Genomic DNA, 26,970 nt, shown 5'->3' with positions numbered 1-26,970 from the left:
ATCGGTCTATTTGATTGTGTACAATTCAATTGGAGACTATCAAATGTCAGCCCTTTACGCCACACAAGCCCGCGCCGTCGGCGGCCGCGCCGGTCATGTCGAAACCCCGGACGGCCTGCTCAGCGTCGACCTCGCCCTGCCCAAGGAGATGGGCGGCCGCGGCGGCGCGACCAATCCGGAACAACTCTTCGCGGCCGGCTACGCGGCCTGTTTCGAGAACGCCGTGCGCTTCATCGCCGGCCAGCAGAAGATCCCGTTGAAGGGCGCGGCGGTCACCGCCCATGTCGAACTCCACCCCCGCGCCGAGGGCGGCTTCAAGCTGGCCGTGGCGCTTGACGCCGAGACCCAAGGGTTGGATCAGGCCGCCGCCGAGGCCCTGGTGGACGCCGCCCACCAGGTCTGTCCCTATTCCAACGCCGTTCGCGGCAATGTCGATGTTGCGATAACCGTTCGAGCGGAATGACCAGGACCACGACCCAGACCACGAAGACCAAGCCGGCCGCGCGCGCGGCCGGCGAAGCCCTGCGCCTCGACAACCAGCTCTGCTTCGCCCTCTACGCTGCGAGCGGGCTGGTCACGCGCGCCTATCGGCCCCTGCTGGAGCCGCTGGGCCTGACCTACCCCCAGTACCTGGTGATGATGGCGCTGTGGGAACGCGCGCCGCGCGCGGTGAAGGAGATTGGCCAGGCGCTGGATCTCGATTCCGGGACGCTCACCCCGCTGCTCAAGCGGCTGGAGACTGCGGGTTTCGTCACCCGTCGCCGCGACTCCGAAGATGAGCGCCGGGTGCAGGTCGAACTGACGGGCGCCGGACTGGCGCTTCGCGAACGCGCCGCCGAGGTCCCGGCCGCCCTGGCCTGCCAGCTCCACCTGCCGCTGGACGAGATTGTCGGCCTGCGCGCGACGCTGCAGGACCTGGCGCGGAAGATGCGCTAGCTCGCGCCGAGCTTCATCAGCACTTCGCGCGGAATGCCGTAGTTGGCGATGGCCGGCTTCTGGTCGCGGATGCCGCACGCCTCGCGCTGGATGAAATAGTACCAGACCGCCGTGGCCGCCGCCTTCACCAGCGCCGCCCGATCACCGCCGGCGCTTTCCCCGGAGTCGAAGGCCTTAAGGGCCGCCAGGGTCTTCTCGACCCGCTGGCCCGCGCGGCCGAGGGACGCGCCCTTCTCCGCCATGATCTCGGCGTCGATGGCGCTCGACGCGGTCTCGAACGAAAACGGGCGCGCCTGGGGAAGTCGGAGGTTCGACATGCCGTCCCAATATGCCGTGGCAAATCGGCAGGGCAAGCTTGGCCTCCCGCGCCGAACGCGAGAGGCCGCGCTGAACTACTTCCCGGTCAGTTCCTTCACCAGCGCCGTCGCGCCGTAGACCTTGGCCAGGGCCTCGGTGGCCGCTGAGGTGGCCACGACCACGGTGCGGTTGATGGTCCCGTCATAGCCATAGGCGCCGCCCAGCGAGTGGATGTTGCCGTCGAAGGCCGCGCCCAGCACCTCGCCTCTGGCGCTCACCACCGGCGAGCCCGAATTGCCGCCGATGATGTCGTTGGTGGTGACGAAGTTGTAGACCGTCTCCGGATTGATCTTGTCCTTGGCCTCGAGCCAGCGCGGGGCGAGCTGGAAGGGTTCGGCGCCCGTGGCCCGCTCGTAGAGGCCGGCGAAATTGGTGGTGGCTGGAATGGTCGCGCCCCGATGGGTCCAGCCCGCGACCTTCCCGTAGGACAGCCGCAGGGTGAAGGTGGCGTCCGGATAGACCGCGTCGCCATAGACGGCGAACTTGGCCCGGGCGATGCGCTCGGCGGCCCTGTCGACGGGACCGGTGACCTCGGTCTCCCAGACCTTGCGCACGGCCCTCGCCGCGGGATCGTTGCGCAGGACCAGTTGGATCATCGGATCGTCGGAGGCCTCGACGGCCGCCAGGCCGCCGTCCCACAGGGCCTTGCGCACCGCAGGGTCGGCGAGCTTGGAGCCCTTCACCGCCCGCGCCGCCAGCCGCTCGGGGCTTTCCCTGCCCAGCAGGGTCTTCACCGCCGCGTCGTCGGTGGTGAGGTATTCGCGGGTCTTCGACAGCCAGAAGCCGAGATAGACCTCCTCGAGCGCCGCATCGACCGGCTTCTCGTCCAGGAGCTGCTTGGCGACCAGCGGCAGCCGGATCTCGGCATATTCCGGCAGGCGCTCGGCCGCGGGCTTGGCGCGTTCCTGCGCCCCGCGGACCAGGGTCTCGGCATAGTCGAAGAGGCTGGAATAGACCGCCCCGCCCTCGATCTGGCGATAACGCAGGTAGGTGTTGGCGTAGGCGTCCTGGGCCTTGGCGATCTCGCCCCAAGGGTCGCCTATCTCGGCGGTCAGAGCCGCGTCGGCGGCGACCTTGGCCTTCAACTCGGCTTCCAGGGCGCTCTTGGCCTCGACGAAGGCCTTGTCGTTCAGCACGAACTGGCGGCCGAAATAGACCTTGAACGAGTTCTCGATGTTGAACAGCGGATCGGTGGCGATGCGCTTGTGCTCGGACCCCTCTTCGGAGAAGCGGGCCAGCCGGCCGCGGATCTCGGAGCGCTGAAGCTGGCCGATCGGGATCGTCAGGTCGCGCAGGGTCTCGAGCTGGGACACCGTCAGCAGGCGGTCCGTCGAACCGGGATTGCCGGACACGAAGGTCGCCTCGCCTTCCACCGGCGCGCGCGCGGTCCAGGTCAGGTGGCGCGGCGTCGCGACGGGCTTGTTGTCCTGATAGAGCCGCAGGAAGCCGATATCGAGATTGTAGCGCGGGAAGTTGAAATTGTCGGGATCGCCGCCGAAGAAGGCCGTGGCGAACTCGGGCGCGAAGACCAGCCGCACGTCGGCGTACTTTCGGTACTTGTAGAGCTTGAACTGGCCGCCGCGGTATAGGCTGACCACCTGGCAGCGGAACAGCGGATCGGACCCGCAGCCGGCCTGCTCGGCGGCCGCCATTGCCCCGTCGCGCGCCTTGACGAAGTCCTGGCCGGTCTTGCCGGCGGTGGCGGCCTTGATGTCCTTGGTGAGGTCGATGATTGAGGCCAGGACCTCGGCCTGCATGCCGGGACACTTGCGCTCTTCGGCCTGGTTCACCGTGAGGAACCCCTCCTTCACGTAGTCTGTCCTCTCCGAGGACAGGTCCTGCACACACTCCACCACGCAATGGTGGTTGGTCAGCACCAGCCCCGACTTGGAGACCAGGGAGGCCGAGCAGCCGGAGGTGAGCCGCACCGAGGCGGCCTGCACCCGGTCCAGCCACTTCTGGTCGAGCTTGAGGCGGTAGGCGGCGTTGACCTTGGCTGTCGGGAAGTTGTCGAAGGTCCACATGCCTTCGTCCGCGGCGGCCGGAGAGGCGGCCAGAAGGCCGACACAGGCCAACAAGCCGGTGGTTGCACGCAGACCACCGGTGATTACACCGAATTTAGGGAAGCTCATTCACATCGCACCTAAGTGACACAGGCCTTGGCCAAGCCTGGGATTGGGCGCGATCTGTAACAATCTCAAATGGGTGTGACCACCCGTCTGAGGGTCGCCTTACCGTGATTTAACTTGGTTCGCCCCCGGCCCGACGTCACACCCTGAGCTTACTGGGAGGGACCCATGTCGTTGGCTCTGGCCACCTTGATCTACGAATGGCGCCGCTACCTGGCGGCCGTGATCGCGCTCGCCTTCTCGGGCCTGCTGATCCTGGCCCAGGTGGGGATGTTCACGGGTATCGTGCAGGCCGCGACGGCCACCATCGACCGCTCGCGGGCGGACCTGATGATCATGCCGGCCAAGTCCGAGAGCCTCATCAATTCCGGGCCCTCCAGCCTGCCGCGCCGCATCGGACCGCAGCTCTACCTCAATCCCCAGGTCGCCGAGGTCTCCAGCTTCGACGGCGGCGGCGGCCGGTGGAGCAACCAGCCGGTCGGCGACCAGAAGCAGATCACCACCTTCGTGCAGGTGAACATGGTCGACACCGAGGTCGGCGCGCTCACCCTGCCGGTCGACTATCCCGAGAGCGTGCGCGTGGCGCTGATGGAGCCCAACGCCATCGCCATCGACCGCTCCGCCCTCGCCCGCCTGGGCGTGAAGCTGGGCGACTCGGCCTCGCTGAACGGCAAGACGGTGCGGGTCCGCGCCCTGCTCGACGGCTATCCCGACATCAACCAGGCCTCCGTCGTGGTCTCCCGCGACAGCCTTCGCCGCCTGGGCCTGGCCGAGAAGGGCGACAAGACCGGCCCGCTCATGGTCCGCGTCAAGAATCCGGCCCAGGCCGAGCAGGTCCGCGACCAGCTCAACGCCACCGCCAACGGCGCCTATCGCGCCTGGACCCGCGCCGAGCTTGCCCAGGCCAACGAGGGCGCCCTGATGAAGGAACAGATCATCGGCGTCTTCCTGGGCTTCTCGGTGTTCCTCGGCTTCCTGATCGGGGTGGGCATCACCTCCCAGACCCTGCGCGGCGCGATCCTGGCCAATATCAAGGAGTTCGCCTCCCTGCGCGCGCTCGGGGTGTCGATGGGCTCCCTGCGCCTGATCGTGCTGGAGCTGTCCTTCTGGGTCGGCGTGGTCGGCCTGGCCGCCACCGGGGTGTTCACCTACCTGGTCGCCCTGCTGGCCAAGAACGGCGGCCTGCCCATGGGCTTCCCCATCAGCTGGGTGATCGGCGTCGCCGTCCTGCTGATGGTCATTTCGCTCGCCTCCGGCCTGATGGCCCTGGGCATCCTGAAGAAGAGTCAACCCGCGGACCTGCTGCGATGAGCACGCTCAACCCGATCGCCATCCAGGGGACCGGCCTGGTCAAGCGCTTCAAGACCGGCCGCACCCATATCGAGGTGCTGAAGAGCGTGGATTTTTCCGCCCGCCACGGCGAGATGACCATGGTCATGGGCCCCTCCGGCTCGGGCAAGTCGACCCTGGTCGCCGCCTTGTCGGGCCTGCTGAAGCCCGACGCCGGCCAGGTGACCGCGATGGGCGAGGACCTCTGGTCCCTGCGGCCGGGCAAGATCGACAAGTTCCGCCTCGACAACTGCGGCTTCATCTTCCAGGGCTTCAACCTGTTCGGGGCGCTCTCGGCCCTGCAACAGGTGACCACCATCCTGAAATACAAGGGCTTCTCGCCCGGTGAGGCCCGCGACCGCGCGGCGGTCGCCCTGACCGAGGTCGGCCTCGGCGCACGCCTGAACCAGCGGCCCTCGGAACTCTCCGGCGGCGAAAAGCAGCGGGTGGCCATCGCCCGGGCGCTGGCCAAGGAGCCGCGCCTGCTGTTCGCCGACGAGCCCACCAGCGCGCTGGACGGCGAGAACGGCCAGATCGTCATCAAGCTCCTGCAGCGGGCGGCCAAGGAGCACGGCGCCGCCGTGATCTGCGTGACCCACGACCCGCGGCTGGAAGCCTATGCCGACCGCATCATCCACATCGAAGACGGCCTGATCCTGGACGACCGGCGCACCGACCATGCGACCGCCCAGGCCGTCGACCGCAAACCCGAGCTCATCGGAGCCTGAAACCCAGATGTTCGCCTTCCTGAAATCCCATCGCGTCAAGCTGATCGTCTTCACCCTGCTCGTGGTGCTGGGCGGGGGCGGGTTCGTCTATTCCAACAAGGCCAAGGCCGAGAAGGAGGCCGCCGCCAAGGTCGCCGCGGCCAAGGCGCCCAAGAGCCCCTTCGTCGCCGTCGCCAACGGCAAGGCCGACGTGGAAGGCGGCATCATCCAGGTGGCCGCGCGCCGGTCAGGGATCGTGCGCGAGGTCCTGGTGCAGGAAGGCGACCGCGTCGTGAAGGGCCAGATCCTCGCCCGCCAGGAGGACGACGAGCCGCGCCTGGCCGCCGCACACGCCGCCGCCGCCGTCAACCAGGCCCGCGCCCAGATCTCCATGCTCAACGTCCAGCTCACCACCGCCCAGCGCGAGCACGCCCGCCTGCAGGGCCTGGTCTCCACCAATTTCGTGGCCGGCCAGCGCATGGACCAGGCCGCCGACAAGATCCGCGAGGCCCAGGCCAATCTGGAAGCCCAGCGCGCCGCCGTGGCCACCGCCCAGGCCTCGCTGGAAGAAGCCCGCTACAACCAGGAACTGACCATCATCCGCGCCCCGTCCGACGGCCGGATCGCGCGACGCTACGCCAATCCCGGCGCCGGCGCCTCGACGCTGAACGTCTCCAACATGTTCGACCTGGAGCCGGCCGCGCCGCGCATCGTCCGCGCCGAGATCGCCGAGAGCTCGCTCTCCCACGTGGCCATCGGCCAGAAGGTGCAGATCTCCCCGGAGTCCGACCCGACCAAGGTCTTCCCCGGCACGGTGATGCGCCGCGCCGACGTCTTCGGCGCCCGCAAGCTGCAGTCCGACGATCCCAGCGAACGCACCGACGACCGTGTCGTCGAGGTGGTGGTCAGCGCCGACAGCGCGCCGTTCCTGATTGGCCAGCGGGTGTTGGTGAAGTTCCTGCGGCCAGGCGCCATGACGCTCGCGGCGCGGTAGGCTTTTCCTTGCCCCTCGCGGGGTGAAAAAAGAGCGGCGCTTGACCTGCGCCTCGCCGCGCCGCACAACCCGGGCCGATTTTCAAACCCCTGTTCGGACGGGAGACTTCGATGGCGGACATCCGCTTTGACGGCAAGGTGGCGATCGTCACCGGCGCGGGCGGCGGCCTTGGCCGTCAGCACGCCCTGGAGCTGGCGCGGCGCGGCGCCAAGGTCGTGGTCAACGACCTCGGCGGCTCGATGGATGGTTCGGGCGGCTCCTCGGCCGCGGCCGACGCGGTGGTGGCCGAGATCAAGGCCTTCGGCGGCGAAGCCATCTCCAACGGCTCCTCGGTCACCGACGACGCCGGCGTCGCCCTGATGGTCAAGCAGACGATGGACGCCTGGGGCCGCATCGACATCCTGATCGCGAACGCCGGCATCCTGCGCGACAAGTCGTTCGCCAAGATGGACATCGCCGACTTCGAGCTGGTCCTCAACGTCCACCTGATGGGCACGGTGAAGCCCACCAAGGCGGTCTGGGAGATCATGCGCGAGCAGAACTACGGGCGCATCGTGGTGACCACCTCGTCCTCGGGCATGTACGGCAACTTCGGCCAGGCCAACTACGGCGCGGCCAAGCTCGGCATCATCGGCTTCATGAACACGATCAAGCTCGAGGGCCAGAAGAACAACATCCACATCAACGCCATCAGCCCGGTGGCCGCGACCCGGATGACCGAGAACCTGATGCCGCCCGCGGTGCTGGAAAAGCTGAAACCGGAATACGTCACCCCCGGCGTGGTCTACCTGGCCTCGGATGAAGCCCCCACGGGCGCCATCCTGACCGCCGGCGCGGGCGCTTTCGCCATGACCCGTCTCTACGAGACCGAGGGCGTCTATCTCGGCGAGGGCGGCCTGTCGGTGGAAGAGGTCCGCGACAACTGGGCCAAGATCTCCGATCCCGCCGGCCAGCAGGCCTATGTCAACGGCGGCGAACAGAGCGGAAAATTCTTCCGCAAGATGCAGGGCGGCTAAGCCCCGCTTCAGATTGTGCTTTCAGCGGGCGGCGGTTTCAAAGGAGGCCGCCGCCCGTTTTGTTTCAATGAATTCACTTGCGAGGGCCTGGGTTATCGAGCGTAACCTGAGGTGAACCAACGCGCCCGCCAGAGGCGCGCCAATCTCTAGGGAGTAGTGTGACCTTGACCCAGGCATCGAAGCCGCGATCCGGCCCCCTGCCCCTTTCCACCGCCCTGGCCTTCGCGGCCACCAGCCTGCCGATCTCGGCTGTCGCCATCGCCGTCTCGGTCTATCTGCCCCGGCACTACGCCAGCCACCTCGGGGTCGACCTGGCCCTCGTGGGCGCGGCCTTCTTCATTGTCCGCATGATCGACATCCCCATCGACGGCCTGCTGGGCTGGACGATGGACAAGACCCGGACGGCCTGGGGCCGCTACCGGGTCTGGACGATGCTCGGCGCGCCGATCCTGATGGCCGGCATCTTCTTCCTGTTCATGCCGCCGGAGGGGGTGGGCCGAAGCTACCTGATCCTCTGGCTGCTGATCATGTACCTGGGCAATTCGATCCTGACCCTGTCCCACGTCGCTTGGGCCGCCACCCTCGCGCCGCACTATGATGACCGCTCGCGGTTGTTCGGCATCATGACCGGCATCGGCGTGCTCGGTGCGGCCTCGGTGCTGGCCATTCCGATCGTCAACGAAGCCATCGGCGCCTCCGACGCCGGCAATGTGGCGACCATGGGCTGGTTCATCTTCCTGCTGACGCCCGTCGCCGCGGCGCTGGTGGTCTGGCGAACCCCCGAGCGGATCGCGCCGGAAGTCGCCGGTCACCAGTTCCGTCTGCGGGACTACTGGGCCCTGGTCGCGCGGCCTTCCTTCGCCCGCATCCTGCTGGCCGATCTCTGCCTGTCGCTCGGTCCCGGCTGGATGAGCGCGCTCTACCTGTTCTTCTTCACCGACAGCCGCGGCTTCACCACCGGCCAGGCCAGCATCCTGCTGGCGGTCTACATCCTGGCGGGCTTCGTGGGCGCGCCTCTGATGGGGCGGCTGGCCACCAGGATGTCCAAGCACCGCGCCACGATGGTGGCCACCACCGGCTACTCGCTGACCCTGGTCTCGCTGATGGCGATCCCGCAAGGGAACATGGCCATCGGGGTAATTCCGATGTTCGTGGCCGGCTTCTTCGCCGCCGGCTTCAACGTGCTGACCCGCGCCATGACCGCCGACGTCGCCGACGAGGTGCGTCTGGAACAGGGCAAGGAGCGCGCCGGCCTACTCTACGCGATGACCGTCATGACCACGAAGATCGCCGGGGCCTTCTCCATCGGCCTCACCTTCTTCGTGCTGTCGCAGGTCGGCTACATCGCCAAGGAAGGCGTGACCAATACGCCCGACGCGATCCGCAATCTCGAGTTCGCCTACCTCATCGGTCCCGTGGTCTTCGTGATGCTCGGGGGCGCCTGCATGATCGGCTACAAGCTGGGCTCGGAACGTCACGCCGACATCCGCCGCCAGCTCGACGAGCGCGACGCCCTCTATGACGAGGCGCCGATCATCGAGAGCGTGACGACCGAAGCCGCCGTGGCCGTGCCGCCGACCGGCCGTTAGGCCGAGAGCAGCTTCGCCGCGGCCAGGAACGCCCTGGCCGCGGCGCTCTCGGGCGCCGTCGCGACCAGCGGCTTGCCGTCGTCGCAGGCCTGGCGCACCGCGACCTCCAGCGGGATCTCCGCCAGCAGCGGCACCCCCAGGCGTTCGGCCTCGGCGCGCGCGCCGCCGGCGCCGAAGATCGGGATCGGGGCTCCGCCGGCCGGGTCGGCGAACCAGGCCATGTTCTCGATGACGCCCAGGATCGGCGTGGCTGTCTTCTGGAACATCGCCGCGGCGCGGCGCGCGTCGATCAGGGCGATCTCCTGCGGCGTGGAGACGATCACCACCCCGTCCGTCTTCAGCTTCTGGATCATGGTCAGCTGGATGTCGCCCGTGCCCGGCGGCAGGTCGACCACAAGCACGTCCAGCGGCTCGGCCTCCGAGCCCCAGGCCACGTCGTGCATCATCTGGCGCACCGCCGAGGAGGCCATGGGCCCGCGCCAGATCATCGGCGCGCCCTCGTCCACCAGGAAACCGATGGACATCACTTTCATGCCCCAGGCTTCCAGAGGTTGCAGCTTGCCGTCCATGAAGGCCGGCTCGCCGTCGATCCCCAGCATCCGGGGCGCGGAGGGGCCGTAGACGTCGGCGTCCAGCAGGCCCACCCGCAGGCCCTGGGCCACGAAGGCGGCGGCCAGGTTCACGGCGATGGTCGACTTGCCCACCCCGCCCTTGCCGCTGGCCACGGCGATCACCCTGCGCACATGGGCGGGGCGGACGGCGTCGGCGGGCGGGCCGGGTGCGGCCTGCGGATCGTTGGACAGCCGCGCGCCCTTGCGCACCCGGGTAACGCCCTCGGCGGGCAGGGCCGGCGCCTCGGCCTCGGCGGTCAGCACGACCTGGGCCTTGAGCACGCCGGGCACGGACGCTAGCGCCGCCTGGGCGGCGTCGCGCACCGGAGCGTATAGGGCGGTGTCGCCGAAGGGGACCTCCAGCATGAAACCGGCCCGGTCGGGACCGATGGAGAGGCCTCGCACCAGCCCCGCCGCCGCCAGCCCCTTGCCGGACTTCGGATCGGTGACCCGATCGAGTGCGGCCAGGACGGCGCCACGTTCCGGAGCTTGCGGCTTCATATCGCCCTTTGGCTTGCTTTAACCTGCGTTGGGCCACATATCCGGCTGACAGCGCCGGTTTACAAGCCCGAGCACGGGCGAGACGACGCGGCCGCGCCGAGACGAAAGCAAGACGACGCGACCATGCCTTGGAATGACAACGCCAACCCCGGTCCCTGGGGTGCTCCGCCGCCCAACGACGGCGACGGCGGCAAGAAGCCTCCCGGTCCCCGCAGGCCGCTCGGCGGCGGCGGTCCCCGCGGACCGCGCCGACCCGACGGCCCTGAGCTGAACGCCGCCTTGGAACGCCTCCAGCGCCAGGTGCGCGACTTCTTCGGCGGCCCCGGCGGCCAGGGGATCCGTCCCAGCGCCTTGGCGGCCGTCGCCGGCGTCGGCTTCGGTCTCTGGGCGCTATCCGGCGTCTATATCGTCCAACCCAACGAGCAGGCCGTGGTCACCACCTTCGGCGCCTATTCCCGCTCGGAAGGCCCCGGCATCCGCTACCACCTGCCGGCCCCGATCGAGAAGGCCGAGCGCGTCGCCGTGACGTCGCTGAACCGCATCGACATCGGCGGCATGGGCGAGAGCGACGTCCCCGAAGAGAGTCTGATGCTGACCGGCGACGAGAACATCGTCGACCTGGACTTCAGCGTCACCTGGCGCGTGGCCGACGCCAGTAAGTACGTCTTCACGCTGCGCGATCCCGACGTGTCGGTGAAAGCCGCCGCCGAAAGCGCCATGCGCGAGGTCATCGGCAAGTCGGACCTGCAGCCGATCCTCACCACCGGCCGCGGCCGGGTGCAGGCCCAGACCGCCGAGCTGATGCAGAGGACCCTCGACTCCTGGGGCGCCGGCATCAGCGTCGTCGAGGTCCAGATCCGCTCGGCCAATCCGCCCAAGGAGGTGGCCGCCGCATTCCGTGACGTGAACAGCGCCGGACAGGACCAGGAATCGGCCCGTAACGAGGCCAACACCTATCGCAACCGGGTCATCAACGAGGCCAAGGGCGACGCGGCTCGGCTCATTCAGTCGGCCCAGGGCTATCGCGAACAGTCCGTGCGCGAGGCCACTGGTGACGTGGCCCGCTTCAACCAGATCTACACCGAGTATCGTCGCGCGCCCGGCGTGACCAAGGAGCGCCTCTACATCGAAACCATGCAGCGCGTGCTCGCCAACTCGAACAAGGTCGTCATCGACGGCAAGGGCGCCAGCGCCCCGATCATCCTGCCGCCCGACGTCTTCCGGCCCCGCACCAGCACGACCCGCCCGACCGTGGAGGCCACGGCGCCGCCCGCGCCGGTTCCAGGAGCGGCCCGATGAACCGCAGCCTGACCGTCCTCGGGATCATCGTCTTCGGCGTGTTGATCGTCCTGTCCCAGACCTTCTTCATCGTGGACCAGCGCAAGCAGGCGGTGATCGTGCGGCTGGGCGAGCCCGTCCGGGTCATCAACGCCCCTGGCGACCCGGCCCCCGGGCTGAAGATCAAGATGCCGTTCGCCGAGAACGTGATCTTCTTCGAGAAGCGCAACCTCGCCATCGAGGCCGCCCAGGAAGAAATCACCGCCTCCGACCAGAACCGGCTCGTGGTCGACGCCTTCGTCCGCTACCGGATTTCCAATCCCCTGCTCTACTACCGCACCCTGCGCGACGAGCAGACCGCCAGCGACCGCATCGAGCGGCTGGTGAATTCGTCCCTGCGCCAAGTGCTGGGTTCGGCCACGTCCAACGAGATCATCTCCGGCCGCCGCGGCGCCCTGATGGCCCAGACCAAGGCCGACGTGGTCACCCGGGCCAAGTCGTCTGGACTGGGCATCGAGATTATCGATGTCCGCATCAAGCGGGCCGACCTGCCGCCGCAGATCCAGGAATCCGTCTATCGCCGGATGCAGACCAGCCGCCAGCAGGAAGCCGCCCGCATCCGCTCCCAGGGCGAGCAGGAGAAGCGCGAGATCATCGCCGGCGCCGACAAGGAAGTGGCCATCACGCTGGCCACCGCCCGCCAGGAGGCCGAGACCACCCGAGGCGAGGGCGACGCCCTGCGCACCCGGCTGTTCGCCCAGGGCTATGGCAAGGACCCCGCCTTCGCCGCCTTCTACCGCTCGATGGCCGCCTATGAGGCCTCGCTCGGCCAGGGCGACACTACGATGGTGCTGTCGCCCGACAGCGCCTTCTTCAAGTACTTCGAGCGCGGCCCCAACGCCCGCTAAGCACGTGGTCACCCTTACGGCCCCCGCGCGCGCCTACATGCCCTCGTTCATCGATGCGATGCGCGAGGGCTTTTCGCGCGATACCCTGCGCCCGGAGACGCCGGAGGCCATCGCCGTGGTGGCGGCCGATCCGGACGCCTACCTCGCCGGATTCGGCAACCCGCCCAGCCACATCACCCTGCCCGACGGCAGCCAGGGCGAGGCGGTCCCGGCCACCATGCTGTGGTGCGTCGAGGGCGACACCTTCCTGGGCTCGGTGGGGATCCGCCACCGGCTGAACGCCAATCTGGAGAAGGTCGGCGGCCATGTCGGCTACGCGGTGCGCCCCTCGGCCCGAGGCCGGGGCCTGGCCAGCGCCATGCTCGCCGACACCCTGGTCTGGATCGGCGCCAACCTGCCGCTGAAGCGGGTCCTGCTGACCGTAAACGCGGAGAACCCGGCCTCCATCCGGGTCGTCGAGAAGAACGGCGGCGTGCTGACCGGCCAGGTTCCGCACCTCTGGCGCCCTGGCGAGACCGCCCTGCACTACTGGATCGACGTCTAGGGCGACGGAACCAAGCTGCAGCTTGGGACGCTTTGCGAAGGTCAGTGACCCGGAGCAGGCCATGCGCATCCAACAGATCCTCCTCGCCGCGGCCGGCGCCGTCGGCCTGGTGATCCTGATCCTGCTGATCGTGGCCTTCTCGCGCAGCGGTGGAGACTCCCCGCGCGCACGGGCCGGCGAAGGGTTCATAGGCGCGGTGGAAGAGGCCCAAGCCGCCACGGTGATGCTCAGCGTCTCGGGTGGCGGCGCAGAGCCCATGCCGATGGGATCGGGCTTCGTGGTCTCCACCGACGGCCTGATCGTCACCGCCGCCCACGTCACCGGCGGCATGCCGGTGGTCAACGCGATATTCGCCGACGGCAGCGTCGCGCGGGCCGAACTGGTGGGCGTGGACGCGGCCGTCGACGTGGCGGTGTTCAGGACCACGCCCGGCAAGCCGATGCGGGCCCTGTCCTTCGCCGACAGCAACCAGGTCCGGGCCGGCCAGCCGGTGGTGCTGATCGGCGCGCCCTTCGGCCTGGCGGGCACGGCGACCTCGGGGATCGTCTCGGCGGTCAACCGCCAGATCGGCCGGGCGTCCGAGGCCGCCAACGGCAACCGGTTCGCCGGCGGCGCGCTGAGCGGCCCGGTGGTCGCCTACATCCAGACGGACGCGGCCCTCACCTCGGGCGGGTCCGGCGGGCCGCTGCTCAATTCCAACGGCCAGGTGATCGGCCTGGCCTCGTCGCGCGAGAGCCGCGGCGACCCCGGCGCGGGCCTGTCCTTCGCCATTCCGTCGAATGTCGTGAAGGCGGTGGTCGATCGGCTCAAGACTGCGCCGGCGCCGGCCGCCTAGCGCGTAGCCCGAACCAGGGCCTCGACCTCGTGCAGGTCGCGCGCGATGCGGACGCACAGGCTCTCGATCTCCTGCGTGGGATCGAGCAGGTCCGGCACCATGATCGCCATCATGCCCGCCGCCGATGCGGCGCGGATGCCGTTGTGGCTGTCTTCCAGCGCCAGGCAGTCGGCCGGATCGACGCCCAGTCGCGCCGCGGCGGTTAGGAACGGATCAGGCGCCGGCTTGCCCTTGGCGTAGTCGCCTTGAGCCACCACCGTGTGGAAGCGGCCCAGCAGGTTCTGGCTCTCCAGGTGGTGCTCGGCGTCCTGGTGGCGCGACGAGGTGGCGATGGCGCGCGGCAGGGCGAACTCGTCCAGGGTGTCCAGCAGTTCGACGACGCCGGCCTTCAGGCAGAGCTGGGTCTTGGCCATCTCGTAGAAGTGGCCGGACGAAGCCTTCCAGAAGGCGTCGACATCGAAATCCTCGCCGAAATGCCCGGTCAGGACGACCCGGCTGGAGTCGCCGGGCAGGCCGATCATGCTGAGGAACAACGGCAGCGGCATGTCGTGGCCGCGCTCCTGGGAGGCCAGGATCATGGCGTCGCGATAGAGGCTCTCGGTGTCGAAGATCAGACCGTCCATGTCGAAGACGACGGCCTTGGGCGTGCGGGGAAGGCTCATGGCCCCTGCCCTAGCGGAGTCCCCGCCGGGGGCGAAATCAAACCCCGCTTCAGTCCGTAACGAACTCGTCGAACCGATAGCCCTGGAAGTGCAGCAGGGCCGTCAGGTCGGCGTGGTCGATCTTGGCGTCGGCCTGGGCCGCGACGATCGGCTTGGCGCGATAGGCCACGCCCAGCCCCGCGGCCTCGATCATCGCCAGATCGTTGGCGCCGTCGCCGACCGCCAGCGTCTCGGCGAGATCGAGGCTGAGCGCCGCGGCTTCCTCCCTCAGGGCGGCCAGCTTGGCTTCGCGCCCGAGGATCGGCTCGCCGACCTCGCCGGCCAGGACGCCGCCGGCCTCGATCAGGGTGTTGGCGCGGTTGGCCTGGAAGCCCGCCGCCTGCGCCACCCGCGAGGTGAAGAAGCTGAAGCCGCCCGAGACCAGGAACGCCTTGGCGCCGTTCGCGGTCATGGTCCGCACCAGGGTCCGGGCGCCGGGATTGAGCCGCACCCGCTCGTCATAGGCCCGTTGCAGGTCGGCCAGCGGCAGACCCTTCAGCATGGCCACCCGCTCGCGCAAGGCCGCCTCGAAATCCAGCTCGCCGCGCATCGCCCGCTCGGTGATGGCCGAGACCTGATCCTTTACCCCGGCGAAGTCGGCCAGTTCGTCGATGCACTCGCAGCCGATGATGGTGGAGTCCATGTCGGCGATCAGCAGGCGTTTGCGCCGGCCGTTCCAGGGCTGGGCGCAGATATCGATGGGCCAGGCGGCGAGCGCGGCTTGCGCGGCGGCGTGAACCGGGGCGATGGCGTCGGCCTCCACCAGCAGGTCCACAGCGCCCAAGCCCAGGATCCTCGGCTCCTTGACGCGGGCGTGCGCGCCTGCGAGCGCTGGGGCCAAGGTGGCGACGGCGAGCGAGGCCGCGTCTGGGTCGGGACTGACGAGGGTAAGGGCGATCTGCATGGAGCCCCGCATCTGGCTGATCGCCGGGCCCACCGCAAGCGGCAAGTCGGCGCTCGCCCTGCGCCTGGCGCGGTCGATCGGGGCTGAGATCGTCAACGCTGACGCCCTCCAGCTCTATGCCGACCTGCGCGTCCTGAGCGCCCGCCCATCTCCCGAGGAACAGGCTCAGGCGCCGCACCACCTGTTCGGCGTCGCCGACGCCGCCGACGGCTGGTCGGTCGGCCGCTGGGCGCGGGCCGCGACGGAGGTGCTGGACGAGATCGCCGCGCGGGGCCGCCCCGCCGTGGTGGTCGGCGGCACCGGCCTCTATTTCAGCGCCCTGACCCAGGGCCTGGCCGACATCCCCGCCATTCCGGCTTCGGCCCGCGACCAGGCCCAGGCGGAGTTCGAGGCCCTGGGCGAAGAGGCCTTCCGTGCGCGCCTTTCAGAACGCGACCCGGCCGCCGCCATCCGCATCGCCCCCGGCGACCGCCAGCGCCTGGTCCGCGCCTGGGAGGTCCTGGCCCATACCGGCGTGGCCTTGAGTGACTGGCAGGCCGCGACCCTGCCGATCCTGGCGCCCGACGCCTGGCGCGGCCTCGCCCTGGAGCCGCCGCGTGAGGCGCTCTACGCCCGCTGCGACGTTCGGCTGGCGGCCATGATCGGCCAGGGCGCGTTGGAGGAGGTCGCCGGCCTCGCGGCCCGCGGGCTCTCGCCGGACCTGCCGGCCATGAAGGCCGTGGGCTACCGCGAACTGGCCGCCCACCTGCGCGGCGAGTCCGGCCTGGAGGCGGCGCTCGCCGCCGCCCAGCGCGAAACCCGCCGCTACGCCAAGCGCCAATCGACCTGGCTGCGGGGCCAGATGGCCGGCTGGCCGCGCATCGACGCCGAGGAGCCAAACGACCAGTGGAGGCAGTTTCTTGCGCTCCACCCCGCCTTGACGCCCTGACGGGGGCATGTCATGACGCCTGCCAATCCATTCGGAGAATGCTCGTGCGCGAGATTCTTGTACTCCCCGTGCGACCCGTAGCGGCCTGACCTCGTCGTCAGCCCGTCAAAGGTCGCTTGCACCAGGCCCTTCGCGGGCCTTTTTTAATGGCCCAACCAAGGTCCCGCCGAAATGTCCGCCCACCAGACCATCGAAGCCGAAACCACCGTCGAGACCCTGACCGGCGCGGAGATCGTTGTCCGCTCGCTCATCGATCAGGGCGTGGAGGTGCTGTTCGGCTATCCGGGCGGCGCGGTCCTGCCGATCTATGACGCCCTGTTCTCCGAGCCGCGCCTGCAACACGTCCTGGTCCGCCACGAGCAGGGCGCGACCCATGCCGCCGAAGGCTATGCGCGTTCCACCGGCAAGCCGGGCGTGGTCCTGGTCACCTCCGGCCCCGGGGCGACCAACGCAGTCACCGGCATCGTCGACGCCCTGATGGATAGCATCCCACTGATCGTCATCACCGGCCAAGTCGCCACCCACCTGATCGGCACCGACGCCTTCCAGGAATGCGACACCATCGGCATCACCCGGCCGATCACCAAGCACAACTACCTGGTCAAGGACGTGGCCGACCTGCCACGGATCATGCACGAGGCCTTCCACATCGCCACCTCGGGCCGGCCGGGGCCGGTGGTCATCGACATCCCCAAGGACGTCCAGTTCTCGAAGGGCGCCTATCAGGGGCCCAACGACGTCGTCCACGCCCACAACTACCGCCCGCGCACCAAGGGCGACCCGGTCCGCATCGCCGAGGCCGCGGCCTTGATCGCCGGCGCCAAGCGCCCGATCCTCTACACCGGCGGCGGCGTCATCAACGCCGGGCCCCGCGCCGCCGAACTGCTGTGCGAGTTCGCCAAGCTGACGGGCGCGCCGGTCACCTCGACCCTGATGGGCCTGGGCGCCTTCCCGGCCTCCGACCCCGCCTGGCTCGGGATGCTGGGGATGCACGGCAGCTTCGAGGCCAACAACGCCATGCACGACTGCGATGTCATGATCGCCGTCGGCGCGCGGTTCGACGACCGGGTGACCGGCCGCCTGGACGCCTTCGCGCCCACCTCCAAGAAGATCCACATCGACATCGACGCCTCGTCGATCTCCAAGAACGTCCGGGCCGACATCGGGATCGTCGGCGACGCGGGCAGCGTGCTGGAAGACCTGATCGCGGCCTGGAAGTCCCGCAACCTCGCCACCGACAAGTCGGCCATCGCCGAGTGGTGGCGTCAGATCGAGACCTGGCGCGACCGCCAGTCCTTCCGCTACAAGCCCGACGCCAACCTGATCAAGCCGCAGCACGCCATCGAGCGGCTGTACGAACTGACCAAGCACCGCGAGACCTTCATCACCACCGAGGTCGGCCAGCACCAGATGTGGGCGGCCCAGTACTACCACTTCGACAAGCCCAACCACTGGATGACCTCCGGCGGCCTGGGCACCATGGGTTACGGCCTGCCGGCCGCCGTCGGCGTGCAGATGGCCCACCGCGACGCCCTGGTCATCGACATCGCCGGCGACGCCAGCGTCCAGATGACCATGCAGGAGATGTCGACGGCGGTGCAGCACGGCCTGCCGATCAAGATCTTCATCCTGAACAACGAGTGGATGGGCATGGTGCGCCAGTGGCAGCAACTGCTGCACGGCGAGCGCTACAGCCATTCCTATTCCGCCAGCCTGCCCGACTTCGTGAAGATGGCCGAGGCCTTCGGTTGCCTGGGCCTGCGCGCCGAACATCCCGACGAGCTGGACGCCAAGATCGTCCAGATGGTCGACTACGACGGTCCGGTGATCTTCGACTGCCGGGTGACCAAGGAAGAGAACTGCTTCCCGATGATCCCGTCCGGCAAGGCCCACAACGAGATGATCATGGCCGAAGAAGCCCGCGACCTGGGCTCGATCATCGACGACGCGGGTAAGCGGCTGGTCTGATCCGGCCGCCGTTCAAGAGTCCCTGATCCGTCGGCCTTGCTTGCCGTGCGGCGATTCCGAACGTCCTAATCCTCGCGTTCAAATTGCGGAGGGACTGGGATGTCGAACGAACGCACGGCCTCTGGACCGATCCACAACCGTCGCGCGCTGCTGGCCGGCGGAACCGCGGCCGCGCTGTTCGCGCCCGGCCTGACCTTCGCCGCCAGCGGCGATCTCGCCGCGATCCGCAAGGCGGCCGAGACCGGCTACGACGCCTCGGTCAAGCGCATCCAGGCATGGATCGCCCTGCCCTCCATCGCTGCGGAGAACCGCGACATGGACAAGGGCTGCGACTACATGATGGCCCTGGCCAGGGACGCCGGCTTCCAGCACGTGGAGAAGGTCCCCACCGACGGCCATCCCGGCGTCTTCGCCACCCTGGACGTGGGCGCCAAGCGCACCATCGGCATCTACTTCATGTACGACGTGAAGCAGTACGACCCGGCGGAGTGGAGCTCCCCGCCGCTGGAGGCGCGGATCGTCGACAAGCCCGACTTCGGCAAGGTGATCGTCGGCCGCGGGGCGGTGAACCAGAAGGGCCCGGAAGCCTCATTCCTGGCGGGGCTGCACGCCATCCGCGCCGCGGGCAGGAAGCCGCCGGTGAACATCGTCCTGGTCTGCGAGGGCGAGGAGGAGATCGGCAGCCCGAACTTCCGCCAGATCGTCACCAAGCCCAACGTCCTGGCCGCGCTCAAGAAATGCGAAGGCGTGGTGATCCCGGCCGGCTGGCAGAGCCCCAGCAACGGCGGGGTCAGCGTGAACCTGGGCGCCAAGGGCATTGCCGAACTGGAACTCGTCGCCAGCGGCGCGAAATGGGGACGCGGGCCCAAGACCGACATCCATTCCAGCGAGAAGGCCCGCGTCGACAGCCCCGCCTGGCGGCTGATCCAGGCCCTGCAGACCCTGGTCACGCCCGATGGCAACACCCCTGCCATCGACGGCTATTTCGAGAAGGTGCGGCCGCTCACCGCCCGGGAAAAGGAGCTGCTGGCGCTCGCGGCCAAGCAGCTCAACGAGGCCGACGCCAAGAAGGCGCTCGGCGTCGACCACTGGATCGACGACCTGCCCTGGGACAAGACCCTGGAGCGCCTGGCCTCCCAGCCCACGGTCAATATCGAAGGCCTGGTGTCCGGCTACACCGGTCCGGGCGGCAAGACGGTCCTGCCCGGCCGGGCGGTGGCCAAGATCGACCTGCGCCTGGTCCCCAATCAGACCATGGAGGACTCCGTCGCCAAGCTGCGCGACCACCTCGACAAGCGCGGCTTCAAGGACGTGGAGGTCAATGTCAGCGGCGGATACGATCCCACCGAAACCGACGAGAACAGCCGCCTGATCAAGGCCGAGATCGCCACCTACAAGCGGCTTGGCGCGGCGGTCACGGTCTATCCGCGGCTGGCCGGGTCCTGGCCGGGGGCGGTGTTCACCTCCGCCCCTGTCAGCCTGCCCGCCGGCCAGTTCGGCCTGGGCCACGGCAGCGGGGCCCACGCGCCCAACGAGTACTACGTGATCGAGTCCAGCAACCCCAAGGTCGAGGGCCTGGTCGGCGCGACCATGAGCTATGTGGACTTCCTCTACGAGATCGCCGCGATCAAGTAGGGGCGGCTCAGGCCTTGAGCCGCAGCGCGCCCAGATAGTCGCGCTTGCCCAGCGGGACGCCCTTGAGCCGCAGGATGTCGTAGGCCGTGGCGGCGTGGAAATAGAAGTTGGGCAGGGAAAACGAGAGCAGGAAGCCCTCGGCCGTGAACGGCATCGACCGCTCGCCGAACTTGAAGGCCATGTCGGCGCCCTCGAACGCGTTCACCTCGACGGGATCCAGGGCCTGCAGAGCGTCCGCGGCGTCGGCCACCCGTTTCTGGAGGTCCGCGTAGCTCAACGGCGTCGTCGGCATGGCCGGCGAGAACTCGCCCTTCCTCACCCCCGCCATCGCCCCCTGGCTGTGATGCGCGACGGACGAGATCTGATACCAGAAGGGCAGCATGTCGGGCGCCAGGCGCGTCTCGACGATCTCCTGCGGATCGATCCCGTTGTCCTGGCAGTGGGCCAGGCCCCGATCCAGGAAGCCTGACACTCCGCCCAGGGTCTGGAGGAATGAAACGACCGTCGCGTCGTGGAGTGAAATCGCCATGTAGGTCCCGGTTCAAAATCTAGCGGTGCAGCTTGGAATGGATGGAACCTAGGGTCCCCAGGGACGAAAACAAGCAGGCCGCTGCTCGCCGCGGAGGCCCGGGCCCGGGGCGCGGGTCATCGGTCGGGCAGATCGGCGGTGGACGAGCCCGTCGCGAGCCCTTTCACAACCGCATCCACATGAGGCGCGATCACCTCGCGCTCCTGCAGTCGCCCCGTCAGCAGGTACAGCCAACTCGTGCCGATCAGATGGGCGACGGCGACCTCCACGCCAGAGGCGTCGGCCAGCTCGCCGCGCGCGACCGCGCGGTCGAAGACCAAGCGTATGAACTCAATCCGGCGCGGCACGAAACGGCTTCGAAGCTCGTCCAGCGTCACCGGGTCGAGCTGGGCCTCTGCGACGATGCTCCGCAGCCCCTCGCCTCCCCAGGTCTCCTCCCACCAGGTCCAGAGCGTCGTGAGCCGCAGGATCAGTTCGCCGCGCAGCGAGCCTGTGTCGGTCGCCGCCAGCGCCGCCTCGCTGGCCTCTTCGTAGACCTCCATGATCAGGGCCGCCTTATTGCGCCACCAGCGATAGATCGTCGGCTTGCTCGAATTCGCCCGCCGAGCCACCGCGTCCATACTGAACCCCGCGTAGCCGGACTCCTCGAGCACAGCCGCGGCGGCGTCGAGGATCGCGCGGTGTGTCTCCGGATTTCTCATGGCGCCGATCGAGGCCCGGCTGCGCGTCCGTATTCCTCGACCGGCGACGCCGCGCTCTTCGTTTGGCTTGGTGTCCTGCATCACTTCACGTTGGCCGCAGGACGCGCAGACCGCAACCAAAGCCGGCGGAGCCCGACGCCATCAGCCATCCCAACGGACCCCGCCGGGTACGGCCGCCCAGGTGCGAACCTATGGCGATGGACGGCGTCACCGACATGCCGGTCCGAAGGCGCTGCAGCCCCTGCTGGTCCTCGTCGAGCCGGACCCGCACGGGGAAACGGCGAACGATCTTCGTGAAGTTGCCGGACGCATTGTCAGGCGGGATCACCGAGAATTCGCTGCCGCTGGCGGGGCCCAGGCTATCTACCGCGCCGCAGAGCCTGACCCCTGGCAGGGCGTCCACCGCGATCTCCACCCGGTCGCCGGGACGGATCCGTGCGAGCTGGGTCTCGCGCAGATTCGCCTCCACATAGAGGCCCTTGGCCGGAACGATGGCCAGCATCCGCGTGCCCGGACCAACGTATTCGCCGACATCAGCCTGGCGCGCAGTGACCACCCCGTCGATCGGCGAGCGTATCTCGGAGGCCGACCGATCCAGGCGCGCCTTGTAGAGGCGGGCCTCGGCGCCACTGAGGGCGGCAAGCGCCGACCGGCGTTCCTCGCCTAGGACGATAACCTGCTGGCGCCCCTGCCGCAGCACGGCGGCGGCCTCGATGACGGCCGACTGCGCCTGGACCTTCGTGGCCTGGGCCAGCTCGTATCGCTGGCGTGGGACAAAGCCGCTCGCCATCAGTGCGCTTACCCGGGCATGGTCGGCGGCCAGCCGCTCGGCGTCGGCGCGCGCGGCGGCGGTCGCCGCATGGGCGCGGACGATCTGCGCCTGTTGAAGATCGACCCTTGCCCCGAGTTCCCCCAACGCCGCGCGCGCCTGCGCGGCCTCGGCCTCGGCGGCCATGACCGCAGCGTCGTAGTCCCGGGGGTCGATCTTCGCGAGCAGTTGTCCGCGGCGGACCTGCTGGTTGTTCCGGGCCAGGACTTCCTGAACCTGGCCCGACACGCGCGCGCTGACGTAACTGATGTCGGCCTTCACATAGGCGTTGTCCGTGCGCTCGAAGCCGACGAGGCCGCGCCATCCGCCGTAGGCCAGCGCCACTGCGGCCGCCAGGCCAAGCATGACTCCGCCTGCCACACACATGCGTAGCGCTGCCGCCCAGCGCGGCGGGCTCCGGCTTGCCTCCATCGACGGTCCAGGCTCGGCGGTGACGTCGAATGCGGGCTTGTTCACGAAGGCTTCCCAGACATGCGGGGCGAAGGGCGCCCCGGCGGCGTCGGAGCGAGCACCGGCAGCGCCCAGGTGAGGACAATGGCGAGCAGCGAAAGTCCGGCCAGGGCTCGGAAGGCGTCTATGAGGGCCAGCCCATGGGCTTGGACGGAGAGCTGACGGGCGAGGCCCGACACCGCGACGCCGGACGCGGCCGCGGGATCGGCGACCCAATGGCCAACTCCCTGCACCATCGCCGTGAGCCGTTCGCCCACCTCGGGGTCAGAGAGCACGAGCGCCTCGCCCAGCCTCTCCCAATGGAGCTTTTCGCGCTGCGCGATCAAGTGCGCGAGGCCGGCGGTCGCCAGGACATGTCCCAGCAGCCTTGAGAGATTGAACAGCAGACCGCAGCTCATACCGTCGACTGCCTCAATGCCATGCACGGCGTAGCGCAGCACGGGCGTCACCACGAGCGCCTGGCCCACGCCCGTCAGGACGGCGACGATGCGCAATTGGTCCGCCGCCCAGTCCGGCGCGAGACCGGTGCAGATCCAGGCTCCGGTGGCCGATAGGCCCAGGCCGAGGCTCAGAGGCCACCGCGGGTCGCAGAACCGCGTAAACCCATAGGCTGCGGGAATTGCGGCCAGTGTCGCCAGGCCGATGACGAGCTGGCTCTCGCCGATCTCGGCGATCGAGTAGCCTTGCGTGCGGACGAGGTACTGGGGCGCGACCCAGGTCGCGATCAGCACTGGGCCGCGGAACATCATCGCGACCAGGATCGACCAGGTGAAGGTCGGCTTGAGAAAGATCGACATGCGGATCAGCGGCGACTTCGACGCGCGCAGGCTCTGTATTGCAAAGCCCAGCCCTACGGCTCCAGCCAGCAGCAGCGCCGTGATCCACCAGGTCTCCAGCCAGAAGCGGCGTTCGCCCTCTGAGAAGGCGACGACCAGGGCGCCGAGGCCAGCGGTCAGCAGGGCGTAGCTGGGCCAGTCCGCCAGGCGAAGGGTCTCGACCTGCCCCTTCTCAGCCACAAGCGTTCGGCTGGCGAGAACCGCGTAGGCGAAACCAAACGCCGCCGGGACCCAGAACAGCGCCCGCCACCCGCCGAATTCCAGCAGTCCGGCCGCGACGGCGGCGGAAAATCCCGCGCCGACGGTGGCCGAGAGGGCGTATGCGGCCAAGCCCTCGGCCTGTCCTTGGCCCGGCCGAAGGCTGCTCATGACCATCAGCATCATGAAAACCGGCAGCATGCCGCCGAACACGCCGTGGACGACCCGGAGCGGCAAGGCCCCGACTAGATCGGGCGCAAGCGCCACCCCGGCGGAGGTCAGGGCGTAGCCGAACCCGGCCAGCGCCATGGCGCGGCCCCGCCCCAGGCCCCGCCCCAGGATCCAGACCAGCGGCAGACCCATCACCTGCCCCAGGTCGTACAGGGTGAGGAACCAGGACGCGTCGCGGGCCGCGGCCGACAGTCCCCCGCCGATCTCCGCCATCGACTGGGCCGCAGCGCCGGCGAAGATGGAACTGAACACCGCCCCAAAGAGCGCGACGGCTATCGCGCCCACCGGCGCCTTTTGGGCTGACGACATACGGACGCGGCTCCAATAGATACGTCTGGTGTCGTTTTATATACACCGATCGTATCTATTGGCAATTTCGATCGAGACCCAGCCAACGGGCGGCGACGTCGCTCGCGCGCCGCTCGATCCCCAGAGCCAGGAACGCGCCCGTAACCCTACCTCAGTAGAAGAACCGCTCCTCGGCGATCTTGCCGTCCTTGACGGTGTAGACCCCGACCTCGTCCATGGTCATGCGATCGCCACTGGCCTTCTGGGTGAGGTCCATCTTGAAGCGGACCGCGAACTGGTCGCCGTTGACATAGGGGCCCTCAACCTCGGACGAATGGACCTCGTGGTTGGCGGCCCACCACTCGCCCTTGCCCCGCACGCCGTCCTTGCCTTTGATCTCGGCCATGTCGCCGGGCATGGCCTCATAGCTGGCCACGTCGTCGGCCCAGTACTTTTCACCGGCTTCGTCGAACTTGCCGTCCTTGCAGAGGGCGACCAGGTCGTTGGCGATGTCTTGGGTGCTCATGTTCAAGCCTCCGGTTGGGTTGCCGCCAAACTTGGACACCGAACAGGCGTCCTCGCAAGTGAAATGTTTCTGTTTTGTTCTTGTCGTCTTATCGTCGCGTTGGACGCCTCCGCCTTGCCCGAAGCCCACGCATGTGAGAGGTCGTCGGCGACCCGAACGAGACGCACGCCATGACCGACGCCCAGCCCGCCTCCGTCTACGACCTCGCCCACGCGGAAGAGGCCGAAAACCTCGCCACCTTCGCCATCCTCGTGGACAACGAACCCGGCGTCCTGCACCGGCTGGTCGGGCTGTTCGCCGCGCGCGGCTACAATATCGAGAGCCTGACCGTCGCCGAGACCGACCGCCGCGCCCATACCTCCCGCGTCACCATCGTCACCCGCGGCGCGCCCCATGTGCTGATGCAGATCGAGGCCCAGCTCGAGAAGATGGTCGCCACCCGCCACGTCCAGGACGTGACCCGCGACCCCAACGGCCTGGAGCGCGAGCTGGCCCTGGTGAAGGTCAAGGGTTCCGGCGCTGAGCGGGTGGAGGCCCTGCGGGTCTCCGACATCTTCCGGGCCAAGGTGATCGACACCACCCACGAGAGCTTCGTGTTCGAGCTGACCGGCGCGCCGTCCAAGATCGACAGCTTCGTCGACCTGATGCGTCCGCTGGGCCTGGTGGAACTCTCCCGCACCGGCGTGCTTTCCATCACCCGGGGCGCGCAAGCCATGTGAGGAGGGCCGATTGGTCCGACCGACCGCCCTGTTCCTGCCTCTCCTGCTGATCCTGGCCACGCCGGCGATCGCCCAGACACCCCGAGCCCAGACGCCGACCGCCCAGGCCGGCCCGGTCGAGCCCGGGGCCGACTGGCCCTATCCGCCGCCGGATCCCAAGACCTGGTGGGAGGAAAAGTGGCCCAAGACCCCTGAAGCCGCCGATCCCCTGGCCGGCCGCCGCCTGGGCCGTGGCGAGCGCCTGGTCGGCGTCGACAACGGCTATGACCCCCTACTCTACCGCCTCTGGGGCCTGCATCCGCTGCAGACCCAAATCCTGCGTGGGTCCGAGATGATCCTGGAGATCGCCATCCGACCCAGCACCTCGACCCGCCAGAGCCTGGTCCGGGTGACCGTGCGCCGCGACGGCGAGGTCTTCGTCCAAGGCCGGGCGGGCCTGGGCTGCTGCGAGCCGGGGATCTCGCGGCGGGTGGGGTTCGATGCCGAGGCGCCCGCCGGCTCCGTCTCCCGGCTGCTGGCCCTGCGCGCGGACCCGGTCTGGGACTCGCCGCGCGAGGTGCGGGTGGACGAGGGCTCGGGCGCGGCCGACGTGCTCTGCGTCGACGGGGCGGCCTACGACCTCACCCTGATGACGCCCGGCCGCTCGCGCTCGATCCGCCGGGCCTGCGACAGCGCCGAGGTGGGCCAGGCCGCCGACATCCTGGAAGCCGCCTTCAGCCTGGCGCTGGGGCACGAACCGCGTTTCGACGTGCTCTTTCCGGGCGGGGCGGATTTCAGCGCCGCCCGCCGCGCCTATGAGGGCCTGATCGCCGAGGGCGGTCGCCTGAAGCCGGCGCCGGGCGCGCGGCCTCAGCAGCCGGCCTTCGAACCGCCGCCGGAGCCTGAGGTCGAGACCCCTAGGCCGTGAGCTCGCCGGCTGCCGCGCGGATGTGGCGGATCGAGACCCGGCGAAACAGCAGGTACTGGGCGGCGAACAGCACGAGCTTGGAGGTCGGCGACCAGATCGCCATGACCTGGGCCGCCGTCATGGCCTCGACGCTCAGGGCCAGGATCAGGTTTAGCGCGGCGCTCGCGAACATCAGCCCCGCCCAGACATAGCCCGCCCCGGTGATCATGGCGGCGGGCACCCGGCCGATGGAGATCGGCGGCATGTATCGGTTCATCCAGCCGCGCTGCAGCATGGCCGCCCCGATCACCGCGTAGACGATGGTCGGCTTGATCAGGATGAACCGAGCGTCGTTCGTCAGCAGGGTCGCCCCGCCCATGACCAGGACCAGCCCCAGGCTCGCCCACTGCATGGCGCTGACCGGCGACCTGCGCAGCTTGAGGACCGCGACCTGGGCGAGGCCGAGCGCCACGCCCAGAGCGGTGGCCGCCATCACGTTCCCCGTGGCGGCGAGCACCCCGTAAAACAGGAAGGTGGCGCCCAGATCGATCAGGATGGGCCGGGCGGCGTGGAGAAGCGGGTTCATGGCGGTCCTCGAAGGGCTTGAATTCGTTGACCGGAGTCTAGCGGCGCGGCGCTAGTAGCCCTGAATCCGTTCGCGAAGTCCGCGTGGCGGCTGGCGCAATCGAGACCCCCGCCCGCGCTTCGCGAACGGCGGAATTCCATAAGTTCTTCAAAACCTAACCCATCGCCCCTATATTGGGCGTGTCGGGCCTCGGCCCGACTATGGAGATAAACGCGCACGTAATAAGCGGACTGGACCCGGGTGCGATTCCCGGCGGCTCCACCAATCTTCCCCCGGAGTTATCGCCGGAAAGTGCGGGGCCGATCAGCATCGACAGACGTG

27 protein-coding genes and 1 other RNA gene are annotated in these 26,970 nt (G+C 68.8%); 17 read left to right on the top strand and 11 right to left on the bottom strand.

Features of this window, described 5'->3' with window-relative positions; all coding sequences use genetic code 11:
* Positions 1–43: 43 nt before the first annotated feature.
* Entirely contained in the window at positions 44–463 is a 420-nt protein-coding gene (locus Q8Q77_RS19355; protein ID WP_305585570.1) for an organic hydroperoxide resistance protein, read from the top strand.
* Positions 460–936, top strand: coding sequence for a MarR family winged helix-turn-helix transcriptional regulator (locus Q8Q77_RS19350; protein ID WP_305585568.1), 477 nt, complete (start codon positions 460–462; stop codon positions 934–936). The genes Q8Q77_RS19355 and Q8Q77_RS19350 overlap by 4 nt, the downstream gene beginning before the upstream one ends.
* On the opposite strand, the gene Q8Q77_RS19345 is transcribed toward Q8Q77_RS19350, so the two are convergent.
* Together Q8Q77_RS19345 and Q8Q77_RS19340 are read right to left on the bottom strand one after the other, a co-directional pair.
* Positions 933–1,253 (bottom strand): DUF6665 family protein, encoded by a 321-nt coding sequence (locus Q8Q77_RS19345; RefSeq protein ID WP_305585566.1) that lies wholly within the window; start codon positions 1,251–1,253, stop codon positions 933–935. The two genes, Q8Q77_RS19350 and Q8Q77_RS19345, sit on opposite strands and share 4 nt — an antisense overlap.
* A 75-nt stretch (positions 1,254–1,328) precedes the next feature.
* Entirely contained in the window at positions 1,329–3,317 is a 1,989-nt protein-coding gene (locus Q8Q77_RS19340) for a S46 family peptidase (RefSeq protein WP_305585565.1), read from the bottom strand.
* 273 nt (positions 3,318–3,590) lie between these two features.
* On the opposite strand from Q8Q77_RS19340, the gene Q8Q77_RS19335 reads away from it, so the two are divergent.
* From Q8Q77_RS19335 to Q8Q77_RS19315, 5 genes are all read left to right on the top strand, one after another.
* On the top strand, positions 3,591–4,733 hold the full coding sequence (locus Q8Q77_RS19335) for an ABC transporter permease (protein ID WP_305585564.1): 1,143 nt from the start codon (positions 3,591–3,593) through the stop codon (positions 4,731–4,733).
* A complete protein-coding gene (locus Q8Q77_RS19330; RefSeq protein ID WP_305585562.1) occupies positions 4,730–5,479 on the top strand; it encodes an ABC transporter ATP-binding protein in 750 nt (249 codons plus the stop codon). The genes Q8Q77_RS19335 and Q8Q77_RS19330 overlap by 4 nt, the downstream gene beginning before the upstream one ends.
* Positions 5,480–5,486: 7 nt before the next feature.
* Positions 5,487–6,452 carry an HlyD family secretion protein gene (locus Q8Q77_RS19325; protein WP_305585561.1) on the top strand — a complete coding sequence of 322 codons (966 nt, stop codon included), beginning with the start codon at positions 5,487–5,489 and terminating at the stop codon, positions 6,450–6,452.
* Positions 6,453–6,562: 110 nt separating this feature from the next.
* Complete coding sequence (locus tag Q8Q77_RS19320) at positions 6,563–7,468, top strand: SDR family NAD(P)-dependent oxidoreductase (RefSeq protein WP_305585559.1); 906 nt, start codon at positions 6,563–6,565, stop codon at positions 7,466–7,468.
* 164 nt (positions 7,469–7,632) lie between these two features.
* On the top strand, positions 7,633–9,057 hold the full coding sequence (locus tag Q8Q77_RS19315) for an MFS transporter (RefSeq protein WP_305585558.1): 1,425 nt from the start codon (positions 7,633–7,635) through the stop codon (positions 9,055–9,057).
* On the opposite strand, the gene Q8Q77_RS19310 is transcribed toward Q8Q77_RS19315, so the two are convergent.
* Positions 9,054–10,169, bottom strand: coding sequence for an Mrp/NBP35 family ATP-binding protein (locus Q8Q77_RS19310; RefSeq protein WP_305585556.1), 1,116 nt, complete (start codon positions 10,167–10,169; stop codon positions 9,054–9,056). The two genes, Q8Q77_RS19315 and Q8Q77_RS19310, sit on opposite strands and share 4 nt — an antisense overlap.
* Before the next feature lie 123 nt (positions 10,170–10,292).
* Here Q8Q77_RS19310 and hflK point away from each other — a divergent pair, with 123 nt between their 5' ends.
* The 4 genes from hflK to Q8Q77_RS19290 all read left to right on the top strand — a co-directional run bounded on the left by hflK (position 10,293) and on the right by Q8Q77_RS19290 (position 13,734).
* Positions 10,293–11,468, top strand: coding sequence for an FtsH protease activity modulator HflK (gene hflK, locus Q8Q77_RS19305; RefSeq protein ID WP_305585554.1), 1,176 nt, complete (start codon positions 10,293–10,295; stop codon positions 11,466–11,468).
* Positions 11,465–12,355: a protease modulator HflC gene (gene hflC, locus Q8Q77_RS19300; protein ID WP_305585551.1), complete on the top strand. Its 891-nt coding sequence runs from the start codon at positions 11,465–11,467 to the stop codon at positions 12,353–12,355. The genes hflK and hflC overlap by 4 nt, the downstream gene beginning before the upstream one ends.
* A 37-nt stretch (positions 12,356–12,392) precedes the next feature.
* The gene (locus Q8Q77_RS19295) at positions 12,393–12,899 is read left to right on the top strand and encodes a GNAT family N-acetyltransferase (protein ID WP_305585549.1); all 507 of its coding nucleotides are present in this window, start codon (positions 12,393–12,395) and stop codon (positions 12,897–12,899) included.
* 61 nt (positions 12,900–12,960) lie between these two features.
* Entirely contained in the window at positions 12,961–13,734 is a 774-nt protein-coding gene (locus Q8Q77_RS19290) for a S1C family serine protease (protein ID WP_305585547.1), read from the top strand.
* Here the strand turns inward: Q8Q77_RS19290 and Q8Q77_RS19285 are convergent.
* A complete protein-coding gene (locus Q8Q77_RS19285) occupies positions 13,731–14,396 on the bottom strand; it encodes an HAD family phosphatase (RefSeq protein WP_305585546.1) in 666 nt (221 codons plus the stop codon). The genes Q8Q77_RS19290 and Q8Q77_RS19285 overlap by 4 nt on opposite strands.
* Positions 14,397–14,445: 49 nt before the next feature.
* The gene (serB, locus tag Q8Q77_RS19280) at positions 14,446–15,339 is read right to left on the bottom strand and encodes a phosphoserine phosphatase SerB (RefSeq protein WP_305585544.1); all 894 of its coding nucleotides are present in this window, start codon (positions 15,337–15,339) and stop codon (positions 14,446–14,448) included.
* On the opposite strand from serB, the gene miaA reads away from it, so the two are divergent.
* The 3 genes from miaA (at position 15,338) to Q8Q77_RS19265 (ending at position 19,870) form a co-directional block, all read left to right on the top strand.
* Complete coding sequence (gene miaA / locus Q8Q77_RS19275) at positions 15,338–16,267, top strand: tRNA (adenosine(37)-N6)-dimethylallyltransferase MiaA (protein WP_305585542.1); 930 nt, start codon at positions 15,338–15,340, stop codon at positions 16,265–16,267. The two genes, serB and miaA, sit on opposite strands and share 2 nt — an antisense overlap.
* A 171-nt stretch (positions 16,268–16,438) precedes the next feature.
* Positions 16,439–18,235 carry an acetolactate synthase 3 large subunit gene (locus tag Q8Q77_RS19270; protein ID WP_305585541.1) on the top strand — a complete coding sequence of 599 codons (1,797 nt, stop codon included), beginning with the start codon at positions 16,439–16,441 and terminating at the stop codon, positions 18,233–18,235.
* 99 nt (positions 18,236–18,334) lie between these two features.
* Complete coding sequence (locus Q8Q77_RS19265; protein WP_305585539.1) at positions 18,335–19,870, top strand: M20/M25/M40 family metallo-hydrolase; 1,536 nt, start codon at positions 18,335–18,337, stop codon at positions 19,868–19,870.
* Positions 19,871–19,877: 7 nt separating this feature from the next.
* On the opposite strand, the gene Q8Q77_RS19260 is transcribed toward Q8Q77_RS19265, so the two are convergent.
* The 5 genes from Q8Q77_RS19260 to Q8Q77_RS19240 form a co-directional block, all read right to left on the bottom strand.
* The gene (locus Q8Q77_RS19260; protein ID WP_305585538.1) at positions 19,878–20,399 is read right to left on the bottom strand and encodes a DUF1993 family protein; all 522 of its coding nucleotides are present in this window, start codon (positions 20,397–20,399) and stop codon (positions 19,878–19,880) included.
* Between the two features lie 116 nt (positions 20,400–20,515).
* Positions 20,516–21,181: a TetR/AcrR family transcriptional regulator gene (locus tag Q8Q77_RS19255; protein WP_305585537.1), complete on the bottom strand. Its 666-nt coding sequence runs from the start codon at positions 21,179–21,181 to the stop codon at positions 20,516–20,518.
* 4 nt (positions 21,182–21,185) lie between these two features.
* The gene (locus Q8Q77_RS19250; protein WP_305585536.1) at positions 21,186–22,385 is read right to left on the bottom strand and encodes an HlyD family secretion protein; all 1,200 of its coding nucleotides are present in this window, start codon (positions 22,383–22,385) and stop codon (positions 21,186–21,188) included.
* A complete protein-coding gene (locus Q8Q77_RS19245; RefSeq protein ID WP_305585535.1) occupies positions 22,382–23,953 on the bottom strand; it encodes an MFS transporter in 1,572 nt (523 codons plus the stop codon). Before Q8Q77_RS19245 ends, Q8Q77_RS19250 begins: the two co-directional genes overlap by 4 nt.
* 151 nt (positions 23,954–24,104) lie before the next feature.
* On the bottom strand, positions 24,105–24,458 hold the full coding sequence (locus Q8Q77_RS19240) for a nuclear transport factor 2 family protein (RefSeq protein WP_305585534.1): 354 nt from the start codon (positions 24,456–24,458) through the stop codon (positions 24,105–24,107).
* 170 nt (positions 24,459–24,628) lie between these two features.
* Between Q8Q77_RS19240 and ilvN the strand changes: the two genes are divergently transcribed.
* Both ilvN and Q8Q77_RS19230 read left to right on the top strand, forming a co-directional pair.
* A complete protein-coding gene (ilvN, locus tag Q8Q77_RS19235; protein ID WP_305585532.1) occupies positions 24,629–25,177 on the top strand; it encodes an acetolactate synthase small subunit in 549 nt (182 codons plus the stop codon).
* A gap of 10 nt (positions 25,178–25,187) precedes the next feature.
* Complete coding sequence (locus tag Q8Q77_RS19230; protein WP_305585530.1) at positions 25,188–26,084, top strand: hypothetical protein; 897 nt, start codon at positions 25,188–25,190, stop codon at positions 26,082–26,084.
* On the opposite strand, the gene Q8Q77_RS19225 is transcribed toward Q8Q77_RS19230, so the two are convergent.
* A complete protein-coding gene (locus Q8Q77_RS19225) occupies positions 26,074–26,649 on the bottom strand; it encodes an inner membrane-spanning protein YciB (protein WP_305585528.1) in 576 nt (191 codons plus the stop codon). The two genes, Q8Q77_RS19230 and Q8Q77_RS19225, sit on opposite strands and share 11 nt — an antisense overlap.
* 142 nt (positions 26,650–26,791) lie before the next feature.
* Between Q8Q77_RS19225 and ssrA the strand changes: the two genes are divergently transcribed.
* Positions 26,792–26,970, top strand: a transfer-messenger RNA (tmRNA) gene (gene ssrA, locus Q8Q77_RS19220); the annotation flags it as partial.

This window comes from Phenylobacterium sp., from assembly GCF_030698145.1.
In the GTDB taxonomy this organism is placed as follows: domain Bacteria; phylum Pseudomonadota; class Alphaproteobacteria; order Caulobacterales; family Caulobacteraceae; genus Phenylobacterium.
Note: the sequence above shows the minus strand (reverse complement) of the source record. Positions and strands in the feature narration are given on the sequence as shown.